Source organism: Amycolatopsis sp. La24, from assembly GCF_029087445.1.
Classification (GTDB): Bacteria; Actinomycetota; Actinomycetes; order Mycobacteriales; family Pseudonocardiaceae; genus Amycolatopsis; species Amycolatopsis nivea.
In genome coordinates this window covers 85,952-112,004 of the sequence record NZ_JARACH010000005.1, presented here as the reverse complement: position 1 = coordinate 112,004, position 26,053 = coordinate 85,952, and the positions used below count along the sequence as shown (strand labels likewise).

The following is a 26,053-nucleotide window of genomic DNA, read 5'->3' as shown; positions in this document are numbered from 1 at the left end:
TTGCCGTGGTAGGCCGACACCGCTCGAACGCCGCAGACAGCTGCGCCGCCCAGCCACTCAGCTTCCGCCGCTCGTCCTGAAGCGCCGCCAGCCGTTCCGCTGCTCGCTCGCACAGTCCCAGCCATGTGCTTCAGAACATGGCAATCACCGCGACTCTCCTCGATCCGCTACTGTGCAGCGGGCTGATCAGCAACGTCACCCACTTCGAGTCGCCGGTCTCGCACATGTCGACGCAGCCATCCTTGCCTCACCGGCGAAGCGCACGACATTCCCCGGCAGCACGCCCCTCCAACCACAGCCCGGCCGGGCCGATCGCGTGCGGTGCCTGCAAATCCGCCAGTCGTGCCTTGGAACTTGCCCAGCGTGGTCGCCTGCGCCCAGGTCTTCGTCCGATCGAACTCGCTACGCCGCGCGGCCGGGTCCGCCACCGGGCCGCGATCCAGGCAGGCACACTCGGCCCGTCAGCCCGGGCCGCGACCATCGTAGTGAACCGCGGGTTGACATCCGTGCGGAGCACGGCTGCCATCGCGTCCGGCGTCACGTGCCCCGGCGACCCTCAGCAGGCCGCACCAGCTCCTCCACGCGACGTTGATCAGGTCGGCCGGGTTGTCCTGCCTCTGCTGCTGCACGGATCGCCGCCTCGGCAACCGCCCGCACCTCGCCGCCTCGCGCTTCACGTCCGGGTGCTCACCCACGAACTACCGATGCCGTCTGGCGGTCCGATCCGTGTCAGCCTTCGCCGCCACCATCCGGCAGCGCAGTCCCGAGCCGGTGCGCGACCAGCGCGCCCCACACCACGGTCGCCACGAGCGCCGCCGCGTTGGCGAGCGCGTAAACCAGCACGCCCGCCGGGATCGCCCGGTCGGGCGGAGCGCCCAGCCGGAGCACGTACTCGACCAGGTACGCCAGGATGAGCGCCATCGCCAGGCTCAGGTGCACCAGCAGGCGCCGGTAGGCGGCAGTGCCCGAGCGGATCGGCAACCCGTCGACAAATCCCGCGAACCCGGCGACCGCTGCGCCGAGCAGCCCGATCCCGACCAGCCACGTTGCCGCGGTGGTGAATTCCCGTGGATCGTGCGAGCGCGCCGCCAGGTCCAGCACCGTGCTCGCGAACCAGCATCCGATCGGGACGGCCACCAGCACCGGGTGCAGCCGCACCCGCGACCTCGTCCGGACCGGAGCGGCTTCCTCCGCTGTCTCGGTCACGCCGGTTCCCAGGACCGCACCGGATCCGTTCCGCAGCATGGTAGACGCAATGAACTCACCCCGTTGATACTATTTCACTTAGTATTATGTCGGCTCCCGTGTCCCGCCCGGCTTCCCCGCCGGACTGCAGCGAGGAGCAGCCGTGCTGGTATTCGGCGCCGTCGTGCCCGTGTCCGCCTGGACCATTGCCGTACTGGCCCTCGGCGCACTCGTCGGCCTCTCCGCGGCCCGGCCGCTGGCCAAGCGGACCGAGTGGCCCGCGCGCGGCATCCTGATCACCGTCGTGCTGTTGTCCGCGGTTCTCGCGCTCACTCTGCCACCCGGCAGCGAGCGGCACACCAACGGCCTGCACGCCTGCCTGCCCGAGGACTTCCCCGACCTCGTGGGCACGGTGCTGAACTCTGGCGGCGGGATCGCCGGCAACGTGCTCAACCTGCTCCTTCTCCTGCCGCTGACCGCCTCGGCAGTGCTCACCGTCGGCCGCACCGTACCCGCAGTCGTGCTCGCCCTCACGCTGCCGCCCGCGATCGAACTGGCCCAATCGCAGATCCCCGGCCGGTGGTGCAGCCTCGCCGACGTGCTCGCCAATGTCGCGGGCGCGCTCGCCGGAGCCCTGCTCGGCGCGGTGCTCCTGCGGCGCAGGACGGTCAGGCGCGAAACCGCCGGCCCGCGAACACCCCGCCGATGAGGAACAGCACGCCCGCCATCGGCCAGCCGATCAGCAGGTCCTGCAAGCCCACCGTCGGCAGCAAGGAGAACTTCCCCAGGTGCGCTCCGATGTGGACGATCGCCATCACGACCCCGACCCCCATCAGCACGAAACCCGCGACCCGCACGACGAGCCATTTCCGGTACGCGCCGGTGTAGCCGGCCTTCTCGGGCTTGACCGCCGCGCGGCGGACCCCGGCCTCGAGCGCGCGCTGCCTCGCGCGGCGGTCGCGCCCTCTCGTCGACACCTTCGGCATGTCACAACTCCTCGCACCAGCCACCTCTACTAAGCGAGATCGTAGTACGCGAGGAGCCTTCCGGAATCCCGCCTTGCCATCAATTACTAAGTTTCCTAGTATGTCGGTTATGTCGCGAGCTTCCCGCATGCTGTCTCGCGGCCGCGCCGGACCCTCCCCCTCGGCCGGCGCGTAACGCGGACGCGGGCCTCGTTCCTCCGAGGCCCGCGTCCGTGCCCGCCTCGATCCCAGGACCGCCTGCCGCGACCGCACGAAAACGGGCGCGCCGCATGAAATCCTCGTGATCGCAGCCCAAAGCGCACTCGATCAGGTCCAGTGACGCCCGCGAACCGACCATCCGGCGCCGAATTTCCGCGCGCTGCCACAGCAGGCCGAGCCCAGCCTCTTTGGCACACAGGATGACCGCCACCCGGACAGATCGTCCGCGCCGTACCGATGTCCCCCGCTCGCCGCGGCAGCGCACCTCACGCTTGCCTAATACCCCCACGGGGTATATCTTCAGGTTATTCGATACCCCTGCCCGGTATAGGAGGACGTGATGGTCACGCATCGGGAAGCAGCAACGACCGCGAGCCGGTCCGGCCTCGCCCCTGCCGGTCGCGCGTTCAGCGCCCGCTGGGAGGACATCGGAGCCGCGCTGCTGGGCCTGTGGCTCGTCGTCGCGGTGTTCCTCGACGGGCGGGCGCACTGGCTGGGCCTGCCGGATTCGTTCTTCACGCCGTGGCACGGACTGCTCTACGGCGGCCTGCTCCTGCTCGGCCTCTGGTTGCTGGCGATGGGCTGGCGGCGGCGCGGAACGGCGCCGCCCTGGCGGGCGGTCCTCGCCCCTCCGGCGGGATACGGCTGGCCGCTCGTGGGCGCCGGGATCTTCGCCGCGGGAGGCGCGGCCGATCTCGCGTGGCACGAGGTGTTCGGCATCGAGGCCGGGATCGACGCGTTGCTGAGCCCGTCGCATCTGCTGTTGTTCGCCGGTGCCGGGTTCCTGTTGGCGGGGCCGGTCCTGTCGGCTCGGGTGAAAGGCGAACCGTCGCTGGCGGCGACAGTGCTGGCGCTGCTGGCATTGTCGGCGGTCGCGGCGTTCGCGTTGAGCTTCCTGTCCGGATTCTTCAGCGATGCCCCGGTCTACACGGTCGGGCACTTCCCCGAGGGCACCCGGCCCACATCGCGGCGGAGACCAGGGCAGAGGCCGGACTGGGCAGCTACGTGCTGACCTCCCTCGTAGTCGTCGCGCCGCTGGCCTACCTCGCCCGGACGTGGAAGCTGCCGTTCGGCGCCACCACGGTGTTCCTGACCGCGCACGCGGTTCTCGCGTCCACGCTCGTCGACTTCGGCTTCACCGGCGGGCGGGTCGTTCTCGCCGCCGCTGTCGCCGGGCTCGCAGCCGATGCCGCTCTCTACGGCGTACGACGAGCGGGAGCGTCGCGCCGCGCACAATCACTGGCGGCTGCGGGAATCGTCCCGGTCCTGTTGTGGTCCGGGGTGCTGGCGGCGGTGCAACTGTCCTACGGTATTCGCTGGTCGGCCGAACTGGTCGGCGGAGTCGTGGCCGTATCCGCGCTGGTTTCGGTGCTCGTGGTCCTGCTCGGCCAGTCCGGCCGCACACCCGCGACGCCCTAGCCTGTCCGCATCGAACAGTCCACACCGGACGGTGCACTGACGGAAACCCGTGTCACCGCTTCATTCGGGACGGTAATACGGGTTCCGCAAATGCCGGCTGCCCGGCCGAGGTTCGCGTCCACGGCATCCCGGCAGGCGCCGGTGCAGTCCCTGGTCCAAGTGACCACCCGGTAGCGGCCGACCGCCAACGGCGCGGACAACTCCGCCGGAGCGGTCCGGAATTCACGCTCCAGCACCGCTTTTCCCTGGCCGTCTTCAAGCCGGAAATAGCGGACGGCGCGGCCCGCACGGCTGGCCGGCTCCGCCACGACGATGTCGACCGTCCCGGACGGGACCTTGACCGCGGACGGCTGATGCGAAGGAATGGAGTCGCCCCGGGGAGCCGCCGAGCTGCAGCCGCCCGCCACGACCGCGAGCATTCCCAGAAAAGCTGTCGGCACCGCTGGTTTCATGGAATCTCCTCGCACAAGGGGACACCGGCCGCCCCGGAGGTGCCGGGCCGGCCGGTGCGCGACGGTCAGTCCTTCCAGAAGATCGAGGTCACGACGCCCCCGGCGACGATCTTCGACTGCGAGCCGTTCGAGGCCGCGGCCGAACCGTCTCCGTGGTTGTAAATCGAGAGCAGTTCGCTGTAGTCGTGCGAATTGGGGGAAACGTAGGCCGGGTCGCTCTGCCCGGCGTAGTCCATGCACGAACCCGCGTTGGTGAACTGGTGGTCCAGGCCGAAGTCGTGGCCCACCTCCTGGCAAATCACGTGCTGTTTGGCGTAAGTCCCCATCGAATAGGAATCGTTGACCTTCGTGGTTCCCCACGCGATGTGGGTGCCGCTCGACAAATCGATTTCGGCGACGCCGAGCCAGCCGGTGCTGCCGTAGGTGTAGTTGCACACCCGGACTTTCCCGGCCGCCGCGGGGCAGCTGCGCCGGGTCGTCGCGCTGCTGTCGCTCGTGGAAAGGGTGTTCTCGAACACCGGTGACCGGTTCCAGTCGGCATTGGCCTTGCTGAGGTTGGCGTCCCAGCTCGACGTGACGCTGTCGAGCACGGTCAGGCGCACCGTGCTGGAGGTGGACGAGCGAGCCCAGTGGTATCCGTTCCAGCTGTTGCTTGCCGACGCCTCCGCCGTAGTGGCCGCGAGAGCCGCGACCGCGAACGACGTGAGGAAAAGCAGCCGCCATTTGCGCATGGCAAACTCCTTGCGATTTCCGTGGGGACCCGTCCGGGAGTGCGGACAGTGCGCATGAAAGTAGCCCGGCGTGATCCGGTGGCACAGCTACGAAAGTCGCAAGGGGGCCGATTTCTACTTCTCTACTTAGTAGAGTAGTAGCCGCGTGCGCCGGTCGGCGGACAGCCGCTGACCCGACCGGCTCCGGCCGTTCGTCGGATTCCCGTCACGCGGATTTCAACTACCGTACGTAGTAGTCATATCAAACGAGTGAATCCGCAGTCATGGCAAGGTGATCGCAGCCGCAGAACGTGGCGAGCACAAGATCATCGCTGATACGGTCCGCTGACTGTGAGGTGTCATTCCGCCACGAAGCGTCGCGCCGGCTGGCGCGCCCTGGCCGTCTTCGCTGTGCTGTTCGGTTTCCTGGTCCTGCACGCGCAACCCTGCTGCGAGACCGGCCACGCCGGGTCCGCCGTCGTGCACGCCGCGGCCGCGAACGACACCGCGGCGGTGCCGAGCGACCCGGGATGCGGATCAGGGCACCACGGCCACGACGGCAGCGACACGCTCTGCCGATTCCTTCGCAGCGCCAACGACTTCCTGTGGCTGGCCGTGCTCACCACGGCAGCCGCGGCCTGCCTGGTGCCCGGGGCGCGCCCGCTGTCGCGCCCATGGGCCGCACGGCCGCCGCCCCGGGGATCCCCCGGCTCGGCACTTCTGATCGAGCTCTGCGTCTCGCGGATCTGACGGGCGCCGGAACCCCTGCCGTCACCCCGTTCCGCCGCGCCCGCGGCACTCACGCGAAAAGAGACTCGATGGAAACCGTCTTGCCCCCTGCCGCAACGAATTCTCCCCCTCAACTGCTCACCGCCGCCGCGCGGTGCCACAGCCCGGCCCGCGCGGTCGGCAACACCCCGGTGCTCTGGGTCGATCAGCCCTTCGCCTCCGCGGGACGCGGCTTCTGGGCCAAGCTCGAAGGATTCAACCCCGGCGGCATGAAAGACCGGCCCGCACTGCACATGGTCGAGCAGGCCCGTGCCCGCGGCGAACTGGCCCCCGGAGCCCCGATCGTCGAATCGACGAGCGGCACGCTGGGCCTCGGGCTCGCACTGGCAGGCATCGTGCACGGCCACCCTGTGACGGTGGTGACCGATCCAGGCCTGGAGCCGATCGTGCACCGGATGCTGTCCGCCTACGGCGCCCGGGTCGAGCTCGTGACCGAACCGCACCCGACCGGCGGCTGGCAGGAAGCCCGCCGCGAACGGGTGCGCCGGCTGCTCGCCGAGCGGCCGGGAGCCTACTGCCCGGACCAGTACCACAACCCGGACAACGTCGCGGCCTACGCGCCGCTCGCCCTGGAACTGGTCGCCCAGCTCGGCCGGGTCGACGTGCTCGTCTGCTCGGTCGGCACCGGCGGCCACTCCGCCGGGGTCTCGCGGGTGCTGCGGGAATACTTCCCGCACCTGAAGGTCGTCGGCGTGGACACGGTGGGCTCGACCATCTTCGGCCAGCCCGCGGCACCCCGGCTCATGCGCGGGCTCGGCTCCAGCATCTACCCGCGCAACGTCGACTACGCGGGGTTCGACGAGGTCCACTGGGTCTCCCCCGCGGAAGCGGCCTGGACCTGCCGCCGGCTCGCCGCGTCCCACCACGCCACCGGCGGCTGGAGCGTAGGCGCGGTCGCGCACGTCGCCGGATGGCTGGCCCGCACCGAACCCGCCGACGCCCGGATCGCCGCCGTCTTCCCGGACGGACCGAACCGGTACTTCGACACCGTCTACAACGACGACTACTGCCGGCAGCACGGTCTCCTCGACGCGCCGCCCGCCGCGGAACCCGACCGCATCGGCGCTCCCGCCGACCGGGTCGTGCAGCGCTGGACCCGGTGCACGCACGTCGTCGACCCGACCCTGGCGGTGGTCCGGTGACCTCGCTCATCACCCGGTACCGGTCCTTCGACCGGCCTTCCCGGCTGCTCATGCTCAACCAGCTCACCATCAACCTCGGCTTCTACATGCTGATGCCGTATCTGGCCTCGCACCTGTCGGCGGACCTCGCGCTGGCCGGCTGGGTCGTCGGGCTGGTGATGGGCGTGCGCAACTTCTCCCAGCAGGGCATGTTCCTGATCGGCGGCACGCTGGCCGACCGGCTGGGCTACAAGCCGCTCATCATCGCCGGCTGCGCGCTGCGCACCGGCGGGTTCGCCCTGCTGGGCCTGGTCGATTCGGTCCCGGCGCTGATCATCGCCTCGGCCGCCACCGGGTTCGCCGGTGCGCTGTTCAACCCGGCCGTGCGCGCCTACCTGGCGGCGGACGCGGGCGAGCGGCGGGTCGAGGCGTTCGCGCTGTTCAACGTCTTCTACCAGACCGGCATCCTGCTGGGCCCGGTCGTCGGGCTCGTCTTGACCAGCGTGGCGTTCAAGGTGACCTGCCTGACCGCGGCCGCGGTGTTCGCGGTGCTCACGGTCCTGCAGATCCGCGCGCTGCCGGCGCACTCGGCCGAGCGTCCCGCGCAGCCGCGCTCGATCCGGCAAGACTGGGCCGGGGTGTTCCGGAACCGCTCGTTCGTGCTGTTCTCGCTCGCCATGATCGGCTCGTACGTGCTGTCGTTCCAGGTGTACCTCGCGCTGCCGCTCGAGGCGCGCCGGATCGCCGGCCCCGGTTTCTCCGGCACCGCCTTGGTCGCGATCCTTTTCGGACTGTCCGGCGCCCTCGCGATCGCCGGGCAGCTCCGGATCACCGCCTGGTGCCGCGAACGGTGGAGCCCGGGCCGCTGCCTCGCCACCGGCCTGCTGCTGATGGCCGCGGCGTTCCTGCCGCCCGCGCTGACCGCCGGTGCCGCCGGCGGCCCCGCAGTCCTGACCTGGGTCCCGCTGATCCTCTCCGCGGCGCTGCTGGCTTTGGGCACGCTGGTGGTGTTCCCGTTCGAAATGGACACCATCGTCGCGCTGTCGGGCAATCGGCTCGTCGCCACCCACTACGGGCTGTACAACACGGTGGTGGGAGTCGGGATCCTGCTCGGCAACCTCTTCACCGGGACCGTGCTGGACCTGGCCCGGGACGCCGGGGTGCCCGCCGCGCCGTGGTTGATCCTGGCCCTGCTCGGGGCAGCCTGCGCGTGGGCGATCCGGAGCCTCGGCGCGGCGAACCGGCTCGCCCCGGCGGCCTGAACACGGGCCGCCGACTACCCCCGCTCGTACTGGGTGACATAGCACTCGGACGGGCTCGGCAGCGTCGGCGGCCCGGTGCCTGAGTACGGTGGGGGCATGGCGGCGAACCGGCTCGGCGGCATCCGGCAGATCCTTCTGCTGGGTGCGCTGGCGCTGTGCATCGCCGCCATGCACCACATCAGCCTCCCCGGCGGTTCCGCGCACGCGATGGCCCCGGCCGCCGTGCCCGCCGCGATGGCGGACGCGCCCATCGCGATGGCAGACGCGGCCCCCACCGGCTCGGGCGAGGAACACCCCGGCACGCCGGGCGGCGCGCACACGATGCTGCACCTCTGTCTCGCCGTGCTGTACGCGGTCGGCGCACTGGTGCTCGCGCTGCTGGCTTTCCGCAGGCATTCCGCCGCGAAGCTCCCGGTCCCCGCCGGTCCGCGCGGCTCGCCCGTCCCCGGGCGGCCGCCGGACAGACGCGGCCGCCTGGTCCTTGCTTCTCTCTGCGTGCTGCGGACCTGACCGGCCGGGCCTGCCTGGTCCCCACCGGTCATTTCAGCAATCACTTTTCGAGAGAAGGATTTGTCGTGCGCAAAACTCTGGTGATCAGCGGCATCGCGGTGGCGTCGGCCCTCGCGCTCAGCGCCTGCAACAGCGGCGATCAGCCGTCCGGCATGCAGATGGGCTCGTCGTCCGCCCCCGCGCCCGCGTCGAACCAGCAGGCCGCGGGCCACAACAACGACGACGTCGCTTTCGCCCAGCAGATGATCCCGCACCACAAGCAGGCACTGGACATGGCGAAGATGGTGTCCTCGCGCAGCACCAACCCGAAGGTCGTCGACCTCGCCGGCCGGATCGACAAAGCTCAGGACCCGGAGATCCAGCAGATGCAAGGCTGGCTCACCGCGTGGGGCGCCGCTTCTTCCTCCGCTTCGGCCATGCCGGGCATGAGCGACCACAACATGCCGGGGATGTCGTCGATGCCGGGGATGGGCTCGTCGTCCTCGATGCCGATGCCGGGCGGGTCGATGCCGGGCATGATGTCCGACGCGGACATGGCCAAGCTCGACACGATGAAGGGCGCCGAGTTCGACAAGATGTGGCTCGGCATGATGATCAAGCACCACCAGGGCGCGGTCGACATGGCCAAGACGGAACTGGCCAAGGGCGGCAACGCCGACGCCAAGGCGCTCGCGCAGAAGATCATCGACGGCCAGCAGGCCGAGATCACCGAAATGCAGGGGCTGCTCTCGCAGGGCTGACCCGGGCCGCCGGGGCCACGGCCGCCGTGGCCCCGGCGCACCGCTTTGCCGTTCTCCGGGTCTACTCCCGGGTTCGTGCGTTCCCGCACGAACGTTTTCCTTCCTGTTCACCGGATTCCGACAACTGCTTCGCTAGTACTAGATGCGATAGTGGACAAGATCCGCGCGTTACCTTAATGTGACCGCGGGCCGGCGGGGCGGTCCACCCCGAACGCAGGTCCCCACGACAGGAGATTCAGCACCCGTGACACCGCAACGGCGTCGTGCCTTCCGACATCCGATAGCCGCCACCGCCGCACTCGTCGTCCTGGGATTGGCCACCCTGCCCGCGGCGGCGCAGGCCGCGCCGCCCCCGGGCGGCAGCCAGGATCCGATGCAGCGCTACCAGGAACTCGGCGCACAAGCGGCCAAGGCCGACGAGGACCTCCTGGGCGCACAGGAGTCGCTCACCGCCCGGCAGAACGACCGTGCCGCGGCCGACGCGGCCGTGGCCAAGGCCAACGGCGAGGTCGTCGGCGCGCAGGCGGCGATCGACCGGCTCCGTCCGCAAGCGAACCAGGTCGCGAACGCCGCGCTCGAAGGCGGCCAATTGAGCAACACAGCCCTGCTTCTCGACAGCAGCAACCGGCAGGAGTTCCTCGATCGCGCCTCCATCCTCTCCCTGCTCGCGGAGCGGAAGAACGAAACACTGACCGGCCTGCAGCGCGCGGTCGCCTCCGCGAACAACGCGAAGGCCGCCGCGGAGAAGGCGCAGAAATCGGCGCAGCTGGCCGCGAACGACGCCGCCACCGCGCTGGAAGAAGTCCAGGGACGCAAGACGGATCTCGACAAGCAGATCGGCGAGGTGCGCAAGGCGCTGGCGCAGCTGCCCTCGGCCGCCCGCACGAAGCTGGGACAGGTGCAGGACAGCGGTTCCTATCTCGGTCCTCCAGGCGCGGCGAACGACGCGCTGCAGGCGGCGCTGTCCAAACGCGGTTCCGAATACCAGTGGGGCGCCACCGGCCCGAGCCAGTTCGACTGCTCCGGGCTGACCTCGTGGGCGTACAAACAAGCCGGGATCACCTTGCCCCGGACGAGCCGGCAGCAGTTCACCTCAGGCAAAGCCGTGCCGCTGGACCAGCTCGTCGCGGGCGATCTGCTGTTCTACGACGACGGTTCCGGCAGCGCCGGCGCGATCCATCACGTGGGCATGTACGTCGGCAACGGCAAGATGGTCGACGCGCCCACCGAGGGCCAGCTGGTCGACGTGCGGCCGATCCGCGGGGACGGGCACCTGATGGGAGCACGGCGCATCGTCGGGTGATCCCGGCGGAGCAAGTATCCTGATCCCCGGAGGTGCCATGCTGAAACTGGGCGAGCTCGAGGCGTCGGTGATGGACGTGCTCTGGAACGCGGCGGAACCCATGCGGGTCCGGGAAGTGCTCGACGAGCTCAACCAGCACCGCGATCTCGCGTACACCACGGTGATGACGGTGCTGGACAACCTGCACCGCAAGGGCTGGGTCGAGCGCGAGATGCGGAACCGCGCGTACCACTACCAGGCGACCGCCTCCCGCGAGGAGGCGACCGCGCAGACGGTGCGCGATCTGCTGGACTCCACCGAGGACCGGGAATCGGTCCTGCTGCACTTCGTCCAGACGGCGTCCGAGGAGGAGTCGGACATCCTCCGCCGGGCGCTGCGCCGGAAGTCGCGGAAGCGGTGATCGTCGCGGCGGCGCTCCTGCTCGGGGCCGTGTTCGTGGGCTGGTGGTCGCCACGCCCGCTGAGCAGGCTGGCCGCAGGCCGGATCTCTCCCGGCACCGCGATCGCCTGGTGGCTGCTGAGCGCCGCCGGGGTCCTGGCGGGCGCTGTCGCGGGAGTGCTGCTGCTCGTGCTGCCCGGGCACGGCCCGGCCGACGCGGTGCTGCGGGCGCTGCACGACTGCTGGGCCGCGCTCAGCCACGGCGAAGTGCCGCTGCTGGACCCGGTCGTCGGCGCGAGCGCGGGAGCCTTCGCCCTCGCCGGAGCCGTCCGGCTGGCGGTGGCCTCGGCCGGGCGGCGCCGGAGCCGCAATCGCCAGTACCGCCGCCACCTGGCCGCCCTGCGGTTGTGCGGCTCGGCCGGCTCCCGGTCCGTGCCGACGCTGTGGCTGCCGCACGACGAGCCGGTCGCCTACAGCCTCGGCGGGCGGCGCGCGATGATCGTCGCCAGCGAAGGGCTCGCCGCCCGGCTTTCGGTACCGGAACTCGACGCCGTCCTGGCCCACGAGCGGGCCCATGTCCGCGGCCATCATCACCTGCTTACCGCGTGCGCGGACATTCTCGGCCGCACTGTGCGGTTCGTCCCGCTGATGCGGGAACTGCCCGCCGCCGTGCGGCTGCTCGTCGAACTGTCGGCCGACCACGCCGCGGCTGCCCAGTGCGGCACCGGGCCGTTGTGCTCCGCGCTGCTTTCGATCCGCGCCGGCGGCGGGCCATGGCGAGCGCTCGCCATGGCCGGCGGCGACACCGCCATCCGGCTCGACCGGCTCCGGGAACGACCGGCCCGCACCAACCGGGCGGCCGCCCGCCTCGCCGCCGTGACCGGCGGGCTCACCGCGTTGCTGGCCCCGGCACTGGTCGCGGGCGCACTGGTGGTGCTCACCGGCCTGGTGTCCTGCTCGTGACCAAGGCTGCTGCCGCGTCCCGGGGACGATCCGCTTCGCCGCTCCGCTCCTGATCGCCCATGCCAGGAACTTAAGGCTCCGAGATCTCGGCCTACTGACAGTCCACAAAGGACGCCAACAGTGCCGGAATGCCCGCTTTGCCACCATGAGGCCAGGTTGTGGTCCCGGGTCCGGGGCCCACAGCGACGTGCGCTCGACCGGATCGAGCCAGCTGAGCCTGGGAACACGCCGGAAGCGCGTCCGCAGCACAGCCTTACTGTGCCGATCATTACTAATCCGACCACAGCCACGGCCGAATGGCTTTCGTAGCAACGGTTACGTGCCGCGGTCGGGGTCGGCCTACTTTTGGCCGGATTAGTAAGTTCCTGGCATTGCTCCTGATCGCCCGAACGTCTCCCGCGCGACAGCGGCAGTCCTTCCCCTGCTTGGCCTCTGCCCACGTCGGTTCCTGCCGTCCCAGCGTGCCGCGATCGCCGAGCCTGAACACAGCTCACCGTGCTCGCGCTCGGCGCCACACCGGGTCGACTGATACCCTAGGGGGCATGCCCAATACCCCACCGGGTATCTGCCGAACGGAAGGAGCAATCGTGAAACTGGGTTTGTCCCGCACCTACCGAGGCGCGGGCTTCGACGAAGTGATGGCGCGGACGCGGGCCGCGCTGGCCGCAGCGGGGTTCGGGGTGCTGACCGAGATCGACGTGCAAGCGACCCTGCGCGAGAAGCTGGATGAGCGGATGGAGCGCTACACCATCCTCGGCGCCTGCAATCCCGCGCTCGCCCACCGGGCGCTGGAGGCGACCCGGGAGATCGGATTGCTGCTGCCCTGCAACGTGGTCGTCCGCGAGAACGGCGCCGGCGAGACGGTCGTCGAGGCGATCAATCCCGCGGTCATGGCCGAAGTCGCGCCGGCGGCCGGAGTCTCCGAAGTCGCCGGGGAGGCCGCCGAACTGCTGGAATCCGCGTTGAACGCCGTGGACCGGGAGCTGGCATGAACGACGTGGTGCTCTACGGGGATCCGGTCTGCCCGTTCGCCTGGCTGGCGTACCGCTGGCTCGACGGCACGCGGACGGAGTTCCCGATGCGGCCGATGAGTCTCGCGGTGCTCAACGAAGGAACCGAGGTGGCCGAGGCGCATCGCCGGCGGATCGAGGATTCGCTGCGCGCCGGCCGCGTCCTCGCGGCGATCGAGGACCGGTCCGCCGCCGCCCGGTTCCACGTCGCGCTCGGCCGCCGGATCCACGAGCAGCGGCTGCCGGTGGACAACGCGCTGCTCCGCACCGCGCTGACCGCTGTCGGCTTGCCGGAAGACCTTGCGGCCAAAGCGGATTGCGCCGATCTGGACCCGGCGGTGCGAGCCGCGCACCAGGCGAGCCAAGACGCCCTCGGCGACACCGCGGGCAGCCCGATCACCGCGATCGGCGGCCGGGCTTTCTTCGGCCCGGTGCTGACCGAACTGCCCGCCCCGGCAGAAGGGCAGGCCCTGCTCGACGCCCTGCGCACTGCCTCGGCTGTCCCCGGATTCGCCGAACTCCGCCGTCCGCGGCGCGGCGCCCCGGCCATGCCGGCGGGACAACCGGTCTGATGTGCCGTCCCGTCTCGTGCCGCACCTGCGGCAAAACCACCTGGGCCGGCTGCGGCCGGCACGTCGGCCAGGTCAAAGCCGCCGTGCCGGCCGCGCAGTGGTGTCCCGGCCACCCTTCGCCACCGCGCCCGCCGCGTTCGTGGCCGTGGCGCAAGCGCGGCTCCTGACCAGGAATATACCCGCCGGGGTATTGTGAGCCTTCGTGAAACCAGCCAGGGAGGGGACCCCATGATCGGCGACCAGGACACCGTCACCCAAGTGCGCAACCGGCTCCGCCGCGCGCAGGGCCAGCTCGCCGGCGTCATCGCGATGATCGACGACGGCCGCGACTGCAAGGACGTCGTCACCCAGCTCGCCGCCGTCTCCCGTGCCCTCGACCGGGCCGGCTTCAAAATCATCGCCAGCGGCCTGCGCCACTGCGTCACCGCCGACGGCAACGGCGACGAGGCCGAGATGACCGCGGAACAGCTCGAGAAACTGTTCCTCACCCTCGCCTGACGCCGTCCGCTGCGGCCCCCGTCGCGAAAAGTCCGTGAAGGACTCCTTGAGGGAATCTGATTCCCTCAAGGAGTCCTTCACGGACAACTACGGGAGCGAGTCCCGGGGCGCTGCGCTCAGCCGACCGCCCGGAATCCGCGCAGGCGGAGGCTGTTGCTCACCACGAACACCGAGCTGAACGCCATCGCCGCGCCCGCGATCATCGGGTTCAGCAGTCCCGCCGCGGCCAGCGGCAGCGCCGCCACGTTGTAGGCGAAGGCCCAGAACAGGTTGCCCTTGATCGTCTGCAACGTGCGCCGCGACAACCGGATCGCGTCGACCGCAGCCCGCAGGTCGCCGCGGACCAGCGTGAGGTCGGCCGCCTCGATCGCGGCGTCGGTGCCGGTGCCCATGGCCAGGCCCAGGTCGGCCTGAGCCAGTGCCGCGGCGTCGTTCACGCCGTCTCCGACCATCGCCACGACCTTGCCCTCGCCCTGCAGCCGCCGGACGACGTCGACCTTGTCCTTCGGCAGAACCTCGGCGATGACCTCCTCGATGTCGACCTCCGCGGCCACCGAGCGGGCGACCGCCTCGTTGTCGCCGGTGAGCAGCACCGGGGTCAGGCCGAGCTCCCGCAAGCGGGCGATCGCCTCGGCCGAGGTGGGCTTGACCGTGTCCGCGACGACCAGCACCGCCCTGGCCTTCCCGTCCCATCCGACCGCGACCGCGGTCCGGCCGTGCCGCTCGGCCTCGGCCTTGGCCGAAACCAGGTCGGCGGGCAGGTGCTGGCTCCACTCCGCCAGCAGCGCCGTGCGGCCGACGAGCACCGCCGCCCCGGCCACGACGCCTTGCACGCCAAGGCCTTCCACGTTGGCGAAGTCCTCGACCGCGGGCAGCTCGCCGACCTTCTCCCGGGCGCCCCGGGCGATCGCCTTCGCGATCGGATGCTCGGAAGCGTCCTCCAGGGCGCCGGCCAGCCGCAGCACGTCGTCAGGTTCGACGCCGTCCGCGGTGTGCACCTCGACCAGCGCCATCTGCCCGCTGGTGACCGTGCCGGTCTTGTCCAGCACCACGGTGTCCACCCGCCGCGTCGACTCCAGCACCTCCGGGCCCTTGATCAGGATCCCGAGCTGCGCGCCGCGGCCGGTGCCGACCAGCAGCGCGGTCGGCGTCGCCAGGCCCAGCGCGCACGGGCAGGCGATGATCAGCACCGCCACCGCCGCGGTGAACGCCGCCGAAGCGGTGTCCCCGGCGCCGAGCCAGAAGGCCAAGGTCCCGGCGGCGAGCGCGATCACGATCGGCACGAACACCGCCGAGACCCGGTCCGCCAGCCGCTGCACCTGCGCCTTGCCGGTTTGCGCGTCCTCGACCAGCTTCGCCATCTGGGCGAGCTGGGTGTCCGAGCCGATCCGGGTGGCCCGCACGACCAGCCGTCCCCCGGCGTTCACCGTGGCCCCGACCACCGGGTCGCCAGGACCCACCTCGACCGGGACGCTCTCGCCGGTCAGCATGCTCGCGTCGACCGCCGAGCTGCCGTCCTCGATCACGCCGTCGGTGGCGACCTTCTCCCCCGGCCGCACGACGAACAAGTCGCCGACTCGCAGCTGCTCGACCGGGATCCGCTGCTCCCGGCCGTCCCTCAGCACCGCGACGTCCTTCGCGCCGAGTTCCAGCAGCGCCCGCAGCGCGGCACCGGCGCGCCGCTTCGACTTCGCCTCGAAATAGCGGCCGGCGAGAATGAACGTCGTCACCCCGGCCGCGACCTCGAGGTAGATGTTGCCGTCGCCGGACATCCGCTGGACCGTCAGCTCGAACGCGTGCGTCATGCCCGGCACCCCGGCGGTGCCGAACAACAGCGCGTAGAGCGACCACAGGAACGCCGCGATGGTCCCCATCGAGATCAGCGTGTCCATGGTGGCCGCGCCGTGGCGCAGATTCGCCCACGCGGCACGGTGGAACGGCAACGCGCCCCACACGATCACCGGCGCGGCCAGCACCAGCGAGATCCACTGCCAATAGGTGAACTGCAACGCCGGCACCATCGCGAGCAGGATCACCGGCACCGACAGCACCGTCGAAACGATCAGCCGCTGCCGCAACGGGCGGGTGGCGTCCTCTTCCTCGGCGCCTTCTTCGCTCGCAGCCTTCTCCGCATTGGGCACGGTCGCGCCGTAACCGGCCGCCTCGACCTGCTCGACCAGCCGCTCCGGCGCCACGTCGCCGGAGTAGACGACCTTCGCCTTCTCCGTCGCGTAATTGACGGTCGCGGTGACCCCGTCGAGTTTGTTCAGTTTCCGCTCGATCCGCATCGCGCACGACGCGCACGTCATCCCGGTGATGGCCAGCTCGACCTCGCCGGTCGCGGGCTGGTTCTCCACTTCGGCGGTCATGACCCGTTCCCTCCCTGTGCCGTGGTGCTGACGGTGAACTCCGCGGTGTGCACGGCGCCGCCGTGCCGGAAGTCCAGGAACAACCGGTAGCCGCCTGCCGACGGGACTTCGGCGAAGAAGGTCACCGCCGGCCCGGCCGCGGTCTTCCCGTCGCCGGGGGCGCCGTCCGGGTGGACGTGCAGATACGCGAGATCGCCCTGCCGCAACGCCACCAGATGGCCGTACGCGCCCAGATAGGGCTGCAGGTCGACGACCTCCGCGCCGTTGCGCGTGACCGTCGCGGTCACCTTCGACGCGCGGCCGGGAACCAGGTCTCCGGTCAGCCGGACCTGGTAGCCGTCCACAGTGGCCAGTCTCGATTCGGGATGCGCCACCGGCCGGAAGTCGCCGGGAGCGACCAGATCCACGCCGAGCGTCGTCCCGGTCCCGCCGGCCGGGGTGAAGTCGGCGAATGCCCGATAGCTGCCCGCCTCCTTGACCGACAGCGGCACCGTCCAGGCGCCGTCCGCGCCGAGCTGCGGGTGGAGGTGCTGGTATCCGGTGGTATCGCGGCGCACCACGATGAAGTGCATGCGTTTTTCGTGCTCGACGTCGAACGCGGTCACCGCCGCGCCGCCGGGCCCGGTGATCCGGAACGCGAAGGGGCTGGTCGTGCCGGGGGTGAGCGTCGTGCTGGTGGGCGTGAGGGTGTAACCGCCCCTGGACGACGCCAGCCCGCCGGGCTGGTCGGTGTTCGCGGCCTCCGCGACGGTGCCGCTGTGAGCGTCCCCGTGCCCGGCGTCCTCGCCGCCGTGCACCCCGGCCGCGCCGGAGAAGGGACCGACAGCGGTGCCGATGCCCCAGCCGCCGCCGGCGACCAGAGCAAGCGCCACACCGTAGGCGGAGAGCTTCGCTGCTGTGTTCATGTCCTCAGTCCTCACCGCGGGCTTGGCCCGCAGTCGCGAGAGCCGCCGCTCAGGCGGTCAGCTGGTAACCGGCTTCTTCGACCGCGCCGCGGACGTCCGCGACGTCGATGTCCTTGACTGCGCGCACAGTCACCTTGCCGGTCGGCAGGTCGACAGCGACATCGGTGACGCCCTCGATCTCGCTGACCTCCTCGGTGACCGAACGCACGCAGTGCTCGCAGGTCATGCCGGTCACGGTGTAGGTCTGCTCGCTCACGGTATTCTCCTTCTGGGACAACGGTTTTCAGGAACGGACGAGACGGGCGATGGCGTCGCTCGCCTCGCGGATCTTGTCATCGGCAGCCGCGCCGCCCTCGGCGATCGCCTCGGCGACACAGTGGTGCAGATGCTCGTCCATCAGCCCGAGCGACACCGCCTGCAACGCCTTCGTGGCCGCCGACACCTGAGTCAGGATGTCGATGCAGTACTTGTCGTCCTCGACCATCCGCTGCAGCCCCCGGATCTGGCCCTCGATCCGGCGCAGCCGCTTGAGATAGTCCTCTTTGTCTTCGCTGTAGCCGTGGGGCCCGGCGGCCGCGGGTGACTCGCTCATGGCACATTTATACCCTAGGGGGGTACCGTAGTCAACGCACCCGACGACAGGAGCCCGCATGACCCGCCTCACGCCGCCCGACAGGTCCGCCGCACCGGAGAAATCCCGGCAACTGCTCGACGAGATCACCGCGCGCACCGGCGAGCCCGGGGCGATGGTCGCGACGATGGCGCACTCGCCCGCGCTGCTGCAGGGTTACCTCGAACTCTCCCGGGCGATCAAACGGGTCAAACTCCCCCGGGCGCTCAGCGAAAAGATCTCCCTCGCCGTCCAGGAATGGCTCGGCTGCGCACTGTGCCTCGCCGCGCACACCGAGGCGGCGCGCGCCGCCGGAGTGTCCGAAGCGGACATCGCCCTCGCCCGGCAAGCCACCTCGCCCGACGCCCGCGAGGCGGCGCTGCTCACCTACGCGGTGCGCGTGCTCGCCGAACCAGCCTCGATCTCGGACGAGGACGTCGCCGATCTGCGCGCGCACGGCTGGACCGACCGCACGCTCGCCGACGTGGTCGGACTGGTGTCGCTCAACCACCTCACGGGCGCCTTCAACCTCGTCGCCGGACTCGAACCGGCTGCGGCCGAAGAGCCGCAGGAGCACATCTACTACCCACAGTAAGACTAAACCGCATCGGTGCCGAAGACGAGCAGGCCCGGCCACAGACCGCGGGGAGGCGCGGAAAAGAGAGCCTGGACCGCTCCCGTCGCGGCCGGATTCGCGGACGGGCCCGGTGCGCGATGCGGACGTCCGTGAAGGACTCCTTGAGGGAATCTGGTTCCCTCAAGGAGTCCTTCACGGACTTCTCCCGTCTTTTGACTCGGGCGGGCGCGTGACCAATGCTGGGGACTTAAGGCGGCGCTGCGGGTGCGGTTTGCCCAGGTCGGAGGATCTGGGCGGGGCCAGGCGTCCGTGAGGGCCACCCTGAGGGAATCTGATTCCCTCAGGGTTCCCCTCACGGACCTCAAGACCCGGCCACATGGTCATAGATCAGGCATCCGACAGCACTGACGTCCTTTGTGGACGGTCGGCGGGCATGGGCTGCGCGGCCTGAGTCCCTGGCATTGGGGCGCGTGACGGCAGGGGCGCCGCCGGCCGCACGGCGGCGGCCGTTGACCGCGGAACCGGCCAGCTATACTAGTGTTGGTAGTAGTGAGTGGCGAGCTGCCCGTGGAGGTCCGGTGCGCGGTCTCGGTGAGCTGGAGCGGGCGGTGATGGACGTCCTGTGGGACGCCGACGGCCCGGTGAAGGTGCGCGACGTGCTCGACCGGCTCGACACCGGCAAGGATCTCGCCTACACCACGGTGATGACCGTGCTGGACAACCTGCACCGCAAGGAGTGGGCGGTCCGCGAACGCGTCGGCAAAGCGTATCTCTACCGGCCGTCGGTCAGCCGCGCGGACGCCGCCGCGCGGTCCCTGCGCGAGGTCCTCGACGAGTCCGGCGACCCGGCGGCGGTGCTGCTGCACTTCGCCCGCTCCGCGTCGGCCGAGGAGTCCCAGGCGCTCCGGCAGGGTCTGCGACCGCCCCGATGACGGCCGCCTTCGCGTTGCTGCTGGGCGCGTTCCTCGCGGGCCGCACCATTCCCGGGCTGCTCGGCCGCGCTGATCTGACCCGCACCGATCCGTCCGCCCTGCTCACCGCGTGGCTCCTGGCCACTGCGGGCGTGCTGGCGGCTGCGGTGTCCGGCATCGCGCTGCTGCTGTTTCCCGGCCACGGCACCGGGACGAGCGTGGTGGCCGCCGTCCACGGCTGTCTGGCGGCGATCTCGCACGGCACGTCTCCGCGGGCCGAGGAACTCGTGGGGCTGGCCGGTGCCCTGCTGCTGGTTGCTCTCGCTGTCCGGTTCGCAGTGATCGGACTCCGCATGGCCCGCCGGAGGGCCCGGACGCGGCGCGAGCACCTGGGGCTGCTGCGGATCGCGGCACGCCGCGAAGGCGGTGCACCGGCGACCTGGTGGCTGGAGCACGACCGGCCGCTGGCGTTCAGCGTGGCCCACGGCCGCGGCGTCATCGTCGCCACCGAAGGACTGCGTCGGCAGCTGCCTGCCCGCGAAGTGGCCGCCGTGTTGACCCACGAGAAAGCGCATCTCCGCGGCCGGCACCATCTCCTGATCGGCTGGGTCGAGGCGATGGGCCAGGGACTGCCGTTCGTTCCCTTGTTCCGCCGCGCTCCGTGCGCCGTCCGCGAACTGGTCGAGCTGACCGCAGACGCGGCCGCCGTCCGCAGCCACGGCGCCGAAGCGGTGCGCGCGGCATTGCTCGCCGTCGCCGGGCACGGTGCGCCGGACGGGTCTCTGGCGATGGCACGCGACGGCGTGGCCGTCCGGCTCGCGCGGCTGGACGCGGGCATCGCACCGCCCGGCCGGCTGCGCCAGGCGTTTTCCTGCGGTTTCGCCGCGACGGCGGCGACCTCGCTACCCGTGTTGATGGGTGCGACGCTGCTGTTCGGCGTCGCGGTCGCGGCGTGCCCGCTGTCGGGGGTATAGGGCCCGCAGACGCGCGTGGCCGTTGCGGAGCCGGTGCCGGGACAGCACCGCCACCACGACGATCTTCAGGACGACCAGGCCCAGCACGACGTCGGCGAGCACACTCGTCCATGCCCAGGACGCCAGCGCGAGCCCGCCGACCACCAGGTGCGCGGCCACCGCCAGCACGACTGCGACAGCGAGAGCCACGGCGGTCCGCCGTTTCCGCGGGCGTCCGGGGTTCGCGGACACGGGACCGACGGTGCCGACGCGGTCCCAGCCGACGTGCAGGCCGTCCCGCCGTCCGAACCGTTCGAGGGTGGCGGCAAGGACTTTTTCGGCCGCGCGCAGCCGGTCTTCGTCGTCGATGTCGAGCCGGACGATCAACGTGTCGTCGGTCGCGCGCAGAGTGCACCGCCCCCAGCTGAACTCGATCTTCCCGGACGTGTCGGTCCATTCGACGGCACCGACCTCGGGCCGCACCCCGCGGCCGTGCAGTGCACGCGCCTTCCCGCCCATCGCTTCGGCGTGCCGGCAGAGCTGGACGAGGTACCGGCTCGCACGCGAGGTCCGGATGCGGGCTTCGGACACCGGCATCGGTCAGCTCCTCGTCAGCGCGGACAGCCAGGCATGAATGCCGTCCGGATCGGGAATGATCTCGATGACGGCCGGTTCGATCGCGTCGATCCGCCAGCCGTCGGCGAAGGCGGCGACGATCTCGTCGCGGCGCACCCGATGCACGTGCGACCAGTCGCCCCGGGTTTCCCGGTCGCTGAAGCACAGCATGAAGTACCGCCCGCCCGGTTCCACCGCGGCGCGAAGACTCTCGGCGAAGACGGCGCGGTCGTCGGCACCGAAGATGTGGAACAGCCCGCAATCGCGCACCGTGTCGAACGTTCGGCCGAGGTCGCCGAGACGGCGTGCGTCGTGGAGGCGGAACTCGGCCGTCAGGCTACGGGCGCGGGCCTTCTCCTTGGCCGCGCGGAGCGCCGTCTCAGCCAGGTCGACCCCCGTGGCGTCCAGGCCGAGCGAAGCAGCCATCAGCACGTGCTCACCGGTCCCGCAACCGACATCGAGGACCCGGCCCCGGATGTCCCCGGCGTCGGCGAGCTGGCGAAACGCCGGCTGCGGCCGGCCGATGTCCCAGGGCGGCCTGCACGCGTAGAGCTGGTCCGGGCTGCTCGGCGAGTGCGACTGCGGATGAATCGAACCGGTCATCGACGTGCCCTTCTCGAGGAGACCGCCAGTTTTATCGATACACAGTGTCTCTGTCAATGCACTCTGCCTCGTCCTTGGCATTGTGTATTCTCGCGGGGTGCCCAAGCTGTGGAACGACACGATCGAGGCGCACCGGCAGGCGGTTCGGGACGCGGCGCTGAACACCGCGGCCGCGCTGGTCGCCGCGCACGGTGCCGCGTCGGTGACGATGTCGCAGATCGCCGAGAAGGCGGGCATCGGCCGGGCGACCCTGTACAAGTACTTCCCCCACGTCGGAGCCATCCTGTCCGCCTGGCACGAGCGGCAGATCGACGCGCACTTCGCGCGCCTGGTCGCGATCCGGGACGAACCGGCGGAGCCGGAGGTCCGCCTGGAGCGAGTGCTGCTCGCGTACGCCCTCATCCACCAGGAGCGGGTGCAGCACCACCACGACGAGCCCTACGGCGCCGAGCTCGCGGCGCTGCTGCACCCCGACGAGCACGTCGCCCGCGCCCAGCAGCATCTGCACGAGCTGTTCCGGGAGCTGCTCGCCGACGCGGCGGCAGCGGGCGACGTCCGCGGCGATGTCGACCCCGCGGAGCTGGCGACGTACTGCCTCCACGCGCTCACCGCCGCCGGCGGCCTGCCGTCGAAGGCCGCGGCGGAGCGGCTGGTCGCCGTCACCCTCGCCGGGCTGCGTCAGCCGGGATAGACGAACCGCCGGTGGATCAGATGGGTGTCGTCGGACAGCGTTTCCTCGCTGATCCGGCCCTGCCCGTCGAGAGCGAGGACCACGTCGGTGGAGGCCGCCGGATAGCCGAGCGCCAGCCGCACCGGGCGGCCGTCCGGGGAGATCCGGGCGGCGAGCGGCGCGACCCCGGAGGCGTAGGGCTCCTGCGCGGCGAAGAACGACCCGGTCAGGTCCAGCCGCTGCGGCGGCGGGGCGGCCGCGGACGTGTCGCTCGTGACGGATTCGTAGACCGTCAGTTTCTCCGCCGACCGCAGCTTCTCGACCGCGCGGGAAAGGTCGCCGTTCCCGGGACGGGCGGGCCAGGGCACGATCAGGCTGACCACGCCGCCGTGCCATCCGGCCGCGCCGGCATTCAGCGTCAGGACGTTGTCCTCGGCTCTCCAGTCCACAGTGGACACGAAGCAGCCTTCCCCGCAGCCGCGGAAGGACAGATCGGAGTCGCCGGCGCTGAGCCGGCCGGAGAGCGAGAAGTCCTGCGCCGCTTGAGGACTGTAGTAGTCGCCGCGTCGCGGCGTGCTCAGGCGCACGACGAGCTGGCCGTCGCTGGCCGCGGCGCTCACCCCGATCTGCCCGGCCAGGGCACCGAGCGGCACGACCAGGCCGCTCGCCGGCGGAGGGCCGGACTGCTGGGACCCGGCGGGCGGAGTGGAGACCAGGACCGCGCTCGCCGCGAGCACGCCGATCAGCACGACAGCCTCGACCCGGGCCACCGCGCGTACGCCGCCGAGCCGGTTCCCGCGCGCCGCGGACCGGCCGGCCAGCGCGGCTCCGGCGGCGACCGCGACGAGACCGAGCTTGACCAGCAGGACCCGGCCGTAGGCAGTGTCGAAGAGGTCCGACAGCGGAATCAGGACCACGGCGCTCAGCGCGCCCGTCGCGACCACCGCGGCGAACACCCATCCCGCGAGCCGCAAGTATCCGGCCAGCACCCATCGGACCGCAGGCCGCCGCGTACGCCACGCGAACGCCGTCCGCACCACGTACACCAACGTGCCGGCCCAGACCGCGACCGCGGCCAAGTGCACGGCGGTCAGCGCCGCACCCCAGCCGGGGATCGCCTGGTTCGCGTGCGACCGGAGGCCGTCGGCGACCACCACGGCCAGCAGCGGCAGCGCGCTCGCCCGGCGGAACCGTCCACTCGCGACAGTTCCGAGCACGAGCGCGAGGACCAGCCCGGCCGATTCCACGAGCAGCAACAGCCCGATCCGGCTGCGCCACGCCTCCGCCCCGGCTCCGGCGAGCAATACCGCCACAAGTCCGGCAGCCCCGGCGAGCGCGACGAGCGTCCCGGGCGCCAGCTGAGACCTCGGCGCGCGCAACGCCGGATTCTCCGCGCGCGCCGATGCGGCGAATCGTTCGCCGACGAGTCCGCCGAGCGCGACGGCCACTCCGGCGAACAGCAACCAGCGAAGCGCGGCTTCGAGCCAGGAGATCGAGCTGCCGCCGCTCGTCCCCGACCCGGTGACCGCGGTGCCGATCGCGAATCGGAATTCCTCCTCGACCTGGTCGCCGTCGGAGCCGGTGACCCGCCAGCGCACGCTGTAAGCACCGGGCGCGAGGGGCCCGGCCGGGCGCGCGCTGACGTTCTGCCCGCCGCGCGCGAGCGTCGGCGCACCGAGCGGGACCTCCCGGCCTGCGCCGTCGAGGAGGGTGACGGCCCGCTGGCCGACGGTCACGGGTTCGTTGAACGCCAAGGTGAGCAGAGTCGGCGCCGTGGGCACGGCGGTGTCCGGGGCCGGATCGGTGAACAGCAGTGTCGGATGCGCGCTGGCCGGGGTCACGGCAGCGAGCAACGTGCCGAACGAGAGCACCAGCAGCACCGCTGCCCGCGCGGCCGCGCGCCGTGCGGAGCGAGCGGCGGTCATGCGTCCATCCGGCGCTTTTCCAGCGCACGCCGCAGTTTCCGCTCCGACAGCCGACCGTAGGAGAAAGCTTCCCCGTCGATCAAGACTCCCGGCGCGAACAGGACGCCCGCCGTTGTGGCAAGTGCGCGGCCTTCGTCGGTCGCGAGAGGGATCTCTTTGACCTGCAACGGGAATTCCCGGCCGACCCGGTCGAGCACCTCTCGGGCAACGGTGCAGAAGGCGCAGTCGTCCTGGGTCAGCAGGGTGATGTCGAACCGGTCGGTCACGAGGCGCGCTCCGCCTTCAGGTCGGTGAGCATTTTCCCGGTCGGCAGGAACATCGTGTAGTCCGGCGCGCCGCCGTAGTCCGCGCGCCAGCGGATCGTGCCGTCCGGGCCGACCAGCACGAAGCTGTGGCCGTCGCGCATTTCGCCCATCATGCCGTACTTGTTGGCGTTGTACGCCCGCGACACCCGCAGGTCCGGATCGGACAGCACCGGAGTGGCCAGCTTCTCGTCGGAGGCCTTCCGCCCGATGAGTTCCGCCGGGTCGGTGGTGATGGAAACGACGCTGTCGACGCCCGCCGCCTTGAGCGCGGCCTGGTTCTGTTCGAGGTCTTTGATCTGGTCCCAGCACGGCTGGCAGGACAGCCCTTCCTGGAAGTACAGCAGCACGGTTTTGCCGCGGAAGTCCGCCAGGCTGATCCGGGCGCCGCGGTCGGACGCGAGGGTGAACGCGGGTGCCGCCGTCCCGGCTCCGGGCGCACCTGAAACGTGCTGGTACCCGGAGCCGCCGATGGCGTCGGAACTGCTGCTCTGCGAGTTCTGGTAGACGACGAACAACACGACGACTGCGACCACCGCGGCCGCCGCCACGCTGATGATCGTCGCCCGCCGGGTCTTAACGCTGCTGCTCACGGGAATTCTCCTCGGAAGGTCGAGTACGGTCGGCGGATCTCGTTCGCAGGACCCGGCGGACGAGCAGCGCGAAGCCGAGTGCGAGCAGCGCCGCGAGGCCCCATCCGGGAAGCCAGGACAGCCGGCCGGCCGCGACGCTGCTCAGGTGCTGCAGCCAGGCGGACAGTTCGACCTGCCACCCGCCGCTCATGCCCGGCCCGGTGAACGCGAGGACCGCCGCGAGGACGCCCATGAGCATCATCAACGCCCCGCTGACCAGCGTGCCGAGCGCGATCTCTCGACGCCGCAGGCGCACCTTGCGGTCGGTGAGCAGCCGCGTCGCGTGTTCCCGGCGCTTGTCCCACAGCAACGCCACGACCGCCAGCGGCACCACCATGCCCGCGACGTAGGACGCGCCGATCGCCAGCGCCGCCGGGAACGACGCGGCCGCGCCGGACAGCACCGCCACCCCGGCCAGCACCGGCGCGCAGCAGGCGCTGGCCGCACCGGAGAAGGCACCGAGCACGTACGCCGAGCCGAAGCTGCCTTCGCGCACCGCGCGGCCGCCAGGCATCGGCAGCCGCGGCTTCCAGCCCGCCAGCGTCGCGAGCCCGCCGGCGATCATCAGCGCGCCGCCGATCGAGAAGATCCAGACGTGCCGGGTGAGCAACAGGCTGCTCAGGAACGTCGCGCCCAGCCCGATCGGCAGGATGACCGTCGCGACGCCCGCGCCGAACACCAGGGTCGCGGGGACCACTCCGCCCCGGTGCCGGAACCCGGTCGCCAGGTAGGCGGGCAGCATGACCGACACGCAGCAGGGCGCGAGCAGCGCTACTACGCCGCCGAGGAACGACGCGAGCAGCGTCGAGCCGAACAGCACCTCGCCCACGGCCGCCTCCCGGTCTCCTACGATCTACGTACGGAGATAGTACGTAGCTGGCGTGA

Annotated in this window: 32 protein-coding genes; 18 read left to right on the top strand and 14 right to left on the bottom strand. The window is 71.0% G+C overall.

The window, feature by feature from the left end; all coding sequences use genetic code 11:
* Positions 1-729: 729 nt before the first annotated feature.
* Positions 730-1,206 (bottom strand): DUF2231 domain-containing protein, encoded by a 477-nt coding sequence (locus tag PUT80_RS08705; RefSeq protein ID WP_158242502.1) that lies wholly within the window; start codon positions 1,204-1,206, stop codon positions 730-732.
* Positions 1,207-1,348: 142 nt separating this feature from the next.
* On the opposite strand from PUT80_RS08705, the gene PUT80_RS08700 reads away from it, so the two are divergent.
* Complete coding sequence (locus PUT80_RS08700) at positions 1,349-1,894, top strand: VanZ family protein (protein WP_037359803.1); 546 nt, start codon at positions 1,349-1,351, stop codon at positions 1,892-1,894.
* Here PUT80_RS08700 and PUT80_RS08695 read toward each other — a convergent pair.
* Entirely contained in the window at positions 1,854-2,171 is a 318-nt protein-coding gene (locus tag PUT80_RS08695; protein WP_200862801.1) for a hypothetical protein, read from the bottom strand. The genes PUT80_RS08700 and PUT80_RS08695 overlap by 41 nt on opposite strands.
* Positions 2,172-2,709: 538 nt before the next feature.
* On the opposite strand from PUT80_RS08695, the gene PUT80_RS08690 reads away from it, so the two are divergent.
* Both PUT80_RS08690 and PUT80_RS08685 read left to right on the top strand, forming a co-directional pair.
* Entirely contained in the window at positions 2,710-3,381 is a 672-nt protein-coding gene (locus PUT80_RS08690) for a hypothetical protein (protein ID WP_037359801.1), read from the top strand.
* Positions 3,375-3,788: a hypothetical protein gene (locus PUT80_RS08685; RefSeq protein WP_037359798.1), complete on the top strand. Its 414-nt coding sequence runs from the start codon at positions 3,375-3,377 to the stop codon at positions 3,786-3,788. Before PUT80_RS08690 ends, PUT80_RS08685 begins: the two co-directional genes overlap by 7 nt.
* Here the strand turns inward: PUT80_RS08685 and PUT80_RS08680 are convergent.
* Complete coding sequence (locus tag PUT80_RS08680; RefSeq protein ID WP_101437989.1) at positions 3,785-4,240, bottom strand: hypothetical protein; 456 nt, start codon at positions 4,238-4,240, stop codon at positions 3,785-3,787. The two genes, PUT80_RS08685 and PUT80_RS08680, sit on opposite strands and share 4 nt — an antisense overlap.
* Positions 4,241-4,305: 65 nt before the next feature.
* Entirely contained in the window at positions 4,306-4,971 is a 666-nt protein-coding gene (locus PUT80_RS08675; RefSeq protein WP_051165923.1) for a hypothetical protein, read from the bottom strand.
* A 330-nt stretch (positions 4,972-5,301) separates the two neighbouring features.
* On the opposite strand from PUT80_RS08675, the gene PUT80_RS08670 reads away from it, so the two are divergent.
* The 11 genes from PUT80_RS08670 (at position 5,302) to PUT80_RS08620 (ending at position 14,096) form a co-directional block, all read left to right on the top strand.
* Positions 5,302-5,700, top strand: coding sequence for a hypothetical protein (locus PUT80_RS08670; RefSeq protein WP_037359793.1), 399 nt, complete (start codon positions 5,302-5,304; stop codon positions 5,698-5,700).
* 68 nt (positions 5,701-5,768) lie between these two features.
* On the top strand, positions 5,769-6,881 hold the full coding sequence (locus PUT80_RS08665; RefSeq protein ID WP_037359789.1) for a PLP-dependent cysteine synthase family protein: 1,113 nt from the start codon (positions 5,769-5,771) through the stop codon (positions 6,879-6,881).
* A complete protein-coding gene (locus PUT80_RS08660; protein WP_037359786.1) occupies positions 6,878-8,122 on the top strand; it encodes an MFS transporter in 1,245 nt (414 codons plus the stop codon). Before PUT80_RS08665 ends, PUT80_RS08660 begins: the two co-directional genes overlap by 4 nt.
* Positions 8,123-8,218: 96 nt before the next feature.
* Entirely contained in the window at positions 8,219-8,632 is a 414-nt protein-coding gene (locus tag PUT80_RS08655; protein ID WP_037359783.1) for a hypothetical protein, read from the top strand.
* Between the two features lie 65 nt (positions 8,633-8,697).
* The gene (locus PUT80_RS08650) at positions 8,698-9,372 is read left to right on the top strand and encodes a DUF305 domain-containing protein (RefSeq protein WP_037359780.1); all 675 of its coding nucleotides are present in this window, start codon (positions 8,698-8,700) and stop codon (positions 9,370-9,372) included.
* Between the two features lie 244 nt (positions 9,373-9,616).
* On the top strand, positions 9,617-10,675 hold the full coding sequence (locus PUT80_RS08645; protein WP_037359777.1) for a C40 family peptidase: 1,059 nt from the start codon (positions 9,617-9,619) through the stop codon (positions 10,673-10,675).
* 37 nt (positions 10,676-10,712) lie between these two features.
* A complete protein-coding gene (locus PUT80_RS08640) occupies positions 10,713-11,075 on the top strand; it encodes a BlaI/MecI/CopY family transcriptional regulator (RefSeq protein WP_037359775.1) in 363 nt (120 codons plus the stop codon).
* Entirely contained in the window at positions 11,072-12,016 is a 945-nt protein-coding gene (locus tag PUT80_RS08635) for a M56 family metallopeptidase (protein WP_037359772.1), read from the top strand. The genes PUT80_RS08640 and PUT80_RS08635 overlap by 4 nt, the downstream gene beginning before the upstream one ends.
* A gap of 587 nt (positions 12,017-12,603) precedes the next feature.
* Entirely contained in the window at positions 12,604-13,008 is a 405-nt protein-coding gene (locus PUT80_RS08630; protein WP_037359769.1) for a DUF302 domain-containing protein, read from the top strand.
* On the top strand, positions 13,005-13,598 hold the full coding sequence (locus PUT80_RS08625; protein ID WP_037359766.1) for a hypothetical protein: 594 nt from the start codon (positions 13,005-13,007) through the stop codon (positions 13,596-13,598). Before PUT80_RS08630 ends, PUT80_RS08625 begins: the two co-directional genes overlap by 4 nt.
* Before the next feature lie 228 nt (positions 13,599-13,826).
* Positions 13,827-14,096: a metal-sensitive transcriptional regulator gene (locus PUT80_RS08620; protein ID WP_037359763.1), complete on the top strand. Its 270-nt coding sequence runs from the start codon at positions 13,827-13,829 to the stop codon at positions 14,094-14,096.
* Between the two features lie 116 nt (positions 14,097-14,212).
* On the opposite strand, the gene PUT80_RS08615 is transcribed toward PUT80_RS08620, so the two are convergent.
* Genes PUT80_RS08615 through PUT80_RS08600 form a run of 4 tightly spaced genes read right to left on the bottom strand, consistent with a single transcriptional unit; the run spans position 14,213 to position 17,962 of the window.
* Entirely contained in the window at positions 14,213-16,465 is a 2,253-nt protein-coding gene (locus PUT80_RS08615) for a heavy metal translocating P-type ATPase (RefSeq protein ID WP_037359760.1), read from the bottom strand.
* The gene (locus tag PUT80_RS08610; protein ID WP_037359758.1) at positions 16,462-17,370 is read right to left on the bottom strand and encodes a hypothetical protein; all 909 of its coding nucleotides are present in this window, start codon (positions 17,368-17,370) and stop codon (positions 16,462-16,464) included. The genes PUT80_RS08615 and PUT80_RS08610 overlap by 4 nt, the downstream gene beginning before the upstream one ends.
* Before the next feature lie 49 nt (positions 17,371-17,419).
* On the bottom strand, positions 17,420-17,626 hold the full coding sequence (locus PUT80_RS08605; protein WP_037359755.1) for a heavy metal-associated domain-containing protein: 207 nt from the start codon (positions 17,624-17,626) through the stop codon (positions 17,420-17,422).
* 27 nt (positions 17,627-17,653) lie between these two features.
* Positions 17,654-17,962, bottom strand: a complete 309-nt coding sequence (locus PUT80_RS08600) for a metal-sensitive transcriptional regulator (RefSeq protein ID WP_037359752.1) — start codon at positions 17,960-17,962, stop codon at positions 17,654-17,656.
* Positions 17,963-18,020: 58 nt separating this feature from the next.
* Here PUT80_RS08600 and PUT80_RS08595 point away from each other — a divergent pair, with 58 nt between their 5' ends.
* From PUT80_RS08595 to PUT80_RS08585, 3 genes are all read left to right on the top strand, one after another.
* The gene (locus PUT80_RS08595) at positions 18,021-18,575 is read left to right on the top strand and encodes a carboxymuconolactone decarboxylase family protein (protein ID WP_037359749.1); all 555 of its coding nucleotides are present in this window, start codon (positions 18,021-18,023) and stop codon (positions 18,573-18,575) included.
* A 560-nt stretch (positions 18,576-19,135) separates the two neighbouring features.
* A complete protein-coding gene (locus PUT80_RS08590) occupies positions 19,136-19,489 on the top strand; it encodes a BlaI/MecI/CopY family transcriptional regulator (RefSeq protein ID WP_037359746.1) in 354 nt (117 codons plus the stop codon).
* Positions 19,486-20,442 (top strand): M56 family metallopeptidase, encoded by a 957-nt coding sequence (locus tag PUT80_RS08585; protein WP_037359743.1) that lies wholly within the window; start codon positions 19,486-19,488, stop codon positions 20,440-20,442. Before PUT80_RS08590 ends, PUT80_RS08585 begins: the two co-directional genes overlap by 4 nt.
* Here the strand turns inward: PUT80_RS08585 and PUT80_RS08580 are convergent.
* Both PUT80_RS08580 and PUT80_RS08575 read right to left on the bottom strand, forming a co-directional pair.
* A complete protein-coding gene (locus PUT80_RS08580) occupies positions 20,371-21,018 on the bottom strand; it encodes a DUF2218 domain-containing protein (RefSeq protein WP_051165922.1) in 648 nt (215 codons plus the stop codon). The two genes, PUT80_RS08585 and PUT80_RS08580, sit on opposite strands and share 72 nt — an antisense overlap.
* A gap of 3 nt (positions 21,019-21,021) precedes the next feature.
* Positions 21,022-21,639, bottom strand: coding sequence for a class I SAM-dependent methyltransferase (locus tag PUT80_RS08575; RefSeq protein WP_037359740.1), 618 nt, complete (start codon positions 21,637-21,639; stop codon positions 21,022-21,024).
* A gap of 97 nt (positions 21,640-21,736) precedes the next feature.
* Here PUT80_RS08575 and PUT80_RS08570 point away from each other — a divergent pair, with 97 nt between their 5' ends.
* Entirely contained in the window at positions 21,737-22,330 is a 594-nt protein-coding gene (locus PUT80_RS08570; protein WP_037359738.1) for a TetR/AcrR family transcriptional regulator, read from the top strand.
* Here the strand turns inward: PUT80_RS08570 and PUT80_RS08565 are convergent.
* The 4 genes from PUT80_RS08565 to PUT80_RS08550 are packed head-to-tail and all read right to left on the bottom strand — an operon-like array spanning position 22,318 to position 25,997.
* Complete coding sequence (locus tag PUT80_RS08565; protein WP_081655050.1) at positions 22,318-24,234, bottom strand: copper resistance protein CopC; 1,917 nt, start codon at positions 24,232-24,234, stop codon at positions 22,318-22,320. The genes PUT80_RS08570 and PUT80_RS08565 overlap by 13 nt on opposite strands.
* Positions 24,231-24,500 (bottom strand): glutaredoxin, encoded by a 270-nt coding sequence (locus PUT80_RS08560; protein ID WP_037359736.1) that lies wholly within the window; start codon positions 24,498-24,500, stop codon positions 24,231-24,233. The genes PUT80_RS08565 and PUT80_RS08560 overlap by 4 nt, the downstream gene beginning before the upstream one ends.
* Positions 24,497-25,129, bottom strand: coding sequence for a peroxiredoxin family protein (locus PUT80_RS08555; RefSeq protein WP_051165921.1), 633 nt, complete (start codon positions 25,127-25,129; stop codon positions 24,497-24,499). The genes PUT80_RS08560 and PUT80_RS08555 overlap by 4 nt, the downstream gene beginning before the upstream one ends.
* A complete protein-coding gene (locus PUT80_RS08550) occupies positions 25,113-25,997 on the bottom strand; it encodes a cytochrome c biogenesis CcdA family protein (protein WP_037359733.1) in 885 nt (294 codons plus the stop codon). Before PUT80_RS08550 ends, PUT80_RS08555 begins: the two co-directional genes overlap by 17 nt.
* Positions 25,998-26,053: the final 56 nt, after the last annotated feature.

Excerpts from the sequence above, each read along its gene's own strand:
- PUT80_RS08695 (WP_200862801.1), bottom strand. The coding sequence starts at position 2,171 with ATGCCGAAGGTGTCGACGAGAGGGCGCGACCGCCGCGCGAGGCAGCGC.
- PUT80_RS08690 (WP_037359801.1), top strand. The coding sequence starts at position 2,710 with ATGGTCACGCATCGGGAAGCAGCAACGACCGCGAGCCGGTCCGGCCTC.
- PUT80_RS08680 (WP_101437989.1), bottom strand. The coding sequence starts at position 4,240 with ATGAAACCAGCGGTGCCGACAGCTTTTCTGGGAATGCTCGCGGTCGTG.
- PUT80_RS08675 (WP_051165923.1), bottom strand. The coding sequence starts at position 4,971 with ATGCGCAAATGGCGGCTGCTTTTCCTCACGTCGTTCGCGGTCGCGGCT.
- PUT80_RS08665 (WP_037359789.1), top strand. The coding sequence starts at position 5,769 with ATGGAAACCGTCTTGCCCCCTGCCGCAACGAATTCTCCCCCTCAACTG.
- PUT80_RS08655 (WP_037359783.1), top strand. The coding sequence starts at position 8,219 with ATGGCGGCGAACCGGCTCGGCGGCATCCGGCAGATCCTTCTGCTGGGT.
- PUT80_RS08640 (WP_037359775.1), top strand. The coding sequence starts at position 10,713 with ATGCTGAAACTGGGCGAGCTCGAGGCGTCGGTGATGGACGTGCTCTGG.
- PUT80_RS08625 (WP_037359766.1), top strand. The coding sequence starts at position 13,005 with ATGAACGACGTGGTGCTCTACGGGGATCCGGTCTGCCCGTTCGCCTGG.
- PUT80_RS08620 (WP_037359763.1), top strand. The coding sequence starts at position 13,827 with ATGATCGGCGACCAGGACACCGTCACCCAAGTGCGCAACCGGCTCCGC.
- PUT80_RS08615 (WP_037359760.1), bottom strand. The coding sequence starts at position 16,465 with ATGACCGCCGAAGTGGAGAACCAGCCCGCGACCGGCGAGGTCGAGCTG.
- PUT80_RS08610 (WP_037359758.1), bottom strand. The coding sequence starts at position 17,370 with ATGAACACAGCAGCGAAGCTCTCCGCCTACGGTGTGGCGCTTGCTCTG.
- PUT80_RS08600 (WP_037359752.1), bottom strand. The coding sequence starts at position 17,962 with ATGAGCGAGTCACCCGCGGCCGCCGGGCCCCACGGCTACAGCGAAGAC.
- PUT80_RS08595 (WP_037359749.1), top strand. The coding sequence starts at position 18,021 with ATGACCCGCCTCACGCCGCCCGACAGGTCCGCCGCACCGGAGAAATCC.
- PUT80_RS08585 (WP_037359743.1), top strand. The coding sequence starts at position 19,486 with ATGACGGCCGCCTTCGCGTTGCTGCTGGGCGCGTTCCTCGCGGGCCGC.
- PUT80_RS08580 (WP_051165922.1), bottom strand. The coding sequence starts at position 21,018 with ATGCCGGTGTCCGAAGCCCGCATCCGGACCTCGCGTGCGAGCCGGTAC.
- PUT80_RS08575 (WP_037359740.1), bottom strand. The coding sequence starts at position 21,639 with ATGACCGGTTCGATTCATCCGCAGTCGCACTCGCCGAGCAGCCCGGAC.
- PUT80_RS08565 (WP_081655050.1), bottom strand. The coding sequence starts at position 24,234 with ATGACCGCCGCTCGCTCCGCACGGCGCGCGGCCGCGCGGGCAGCGGTG.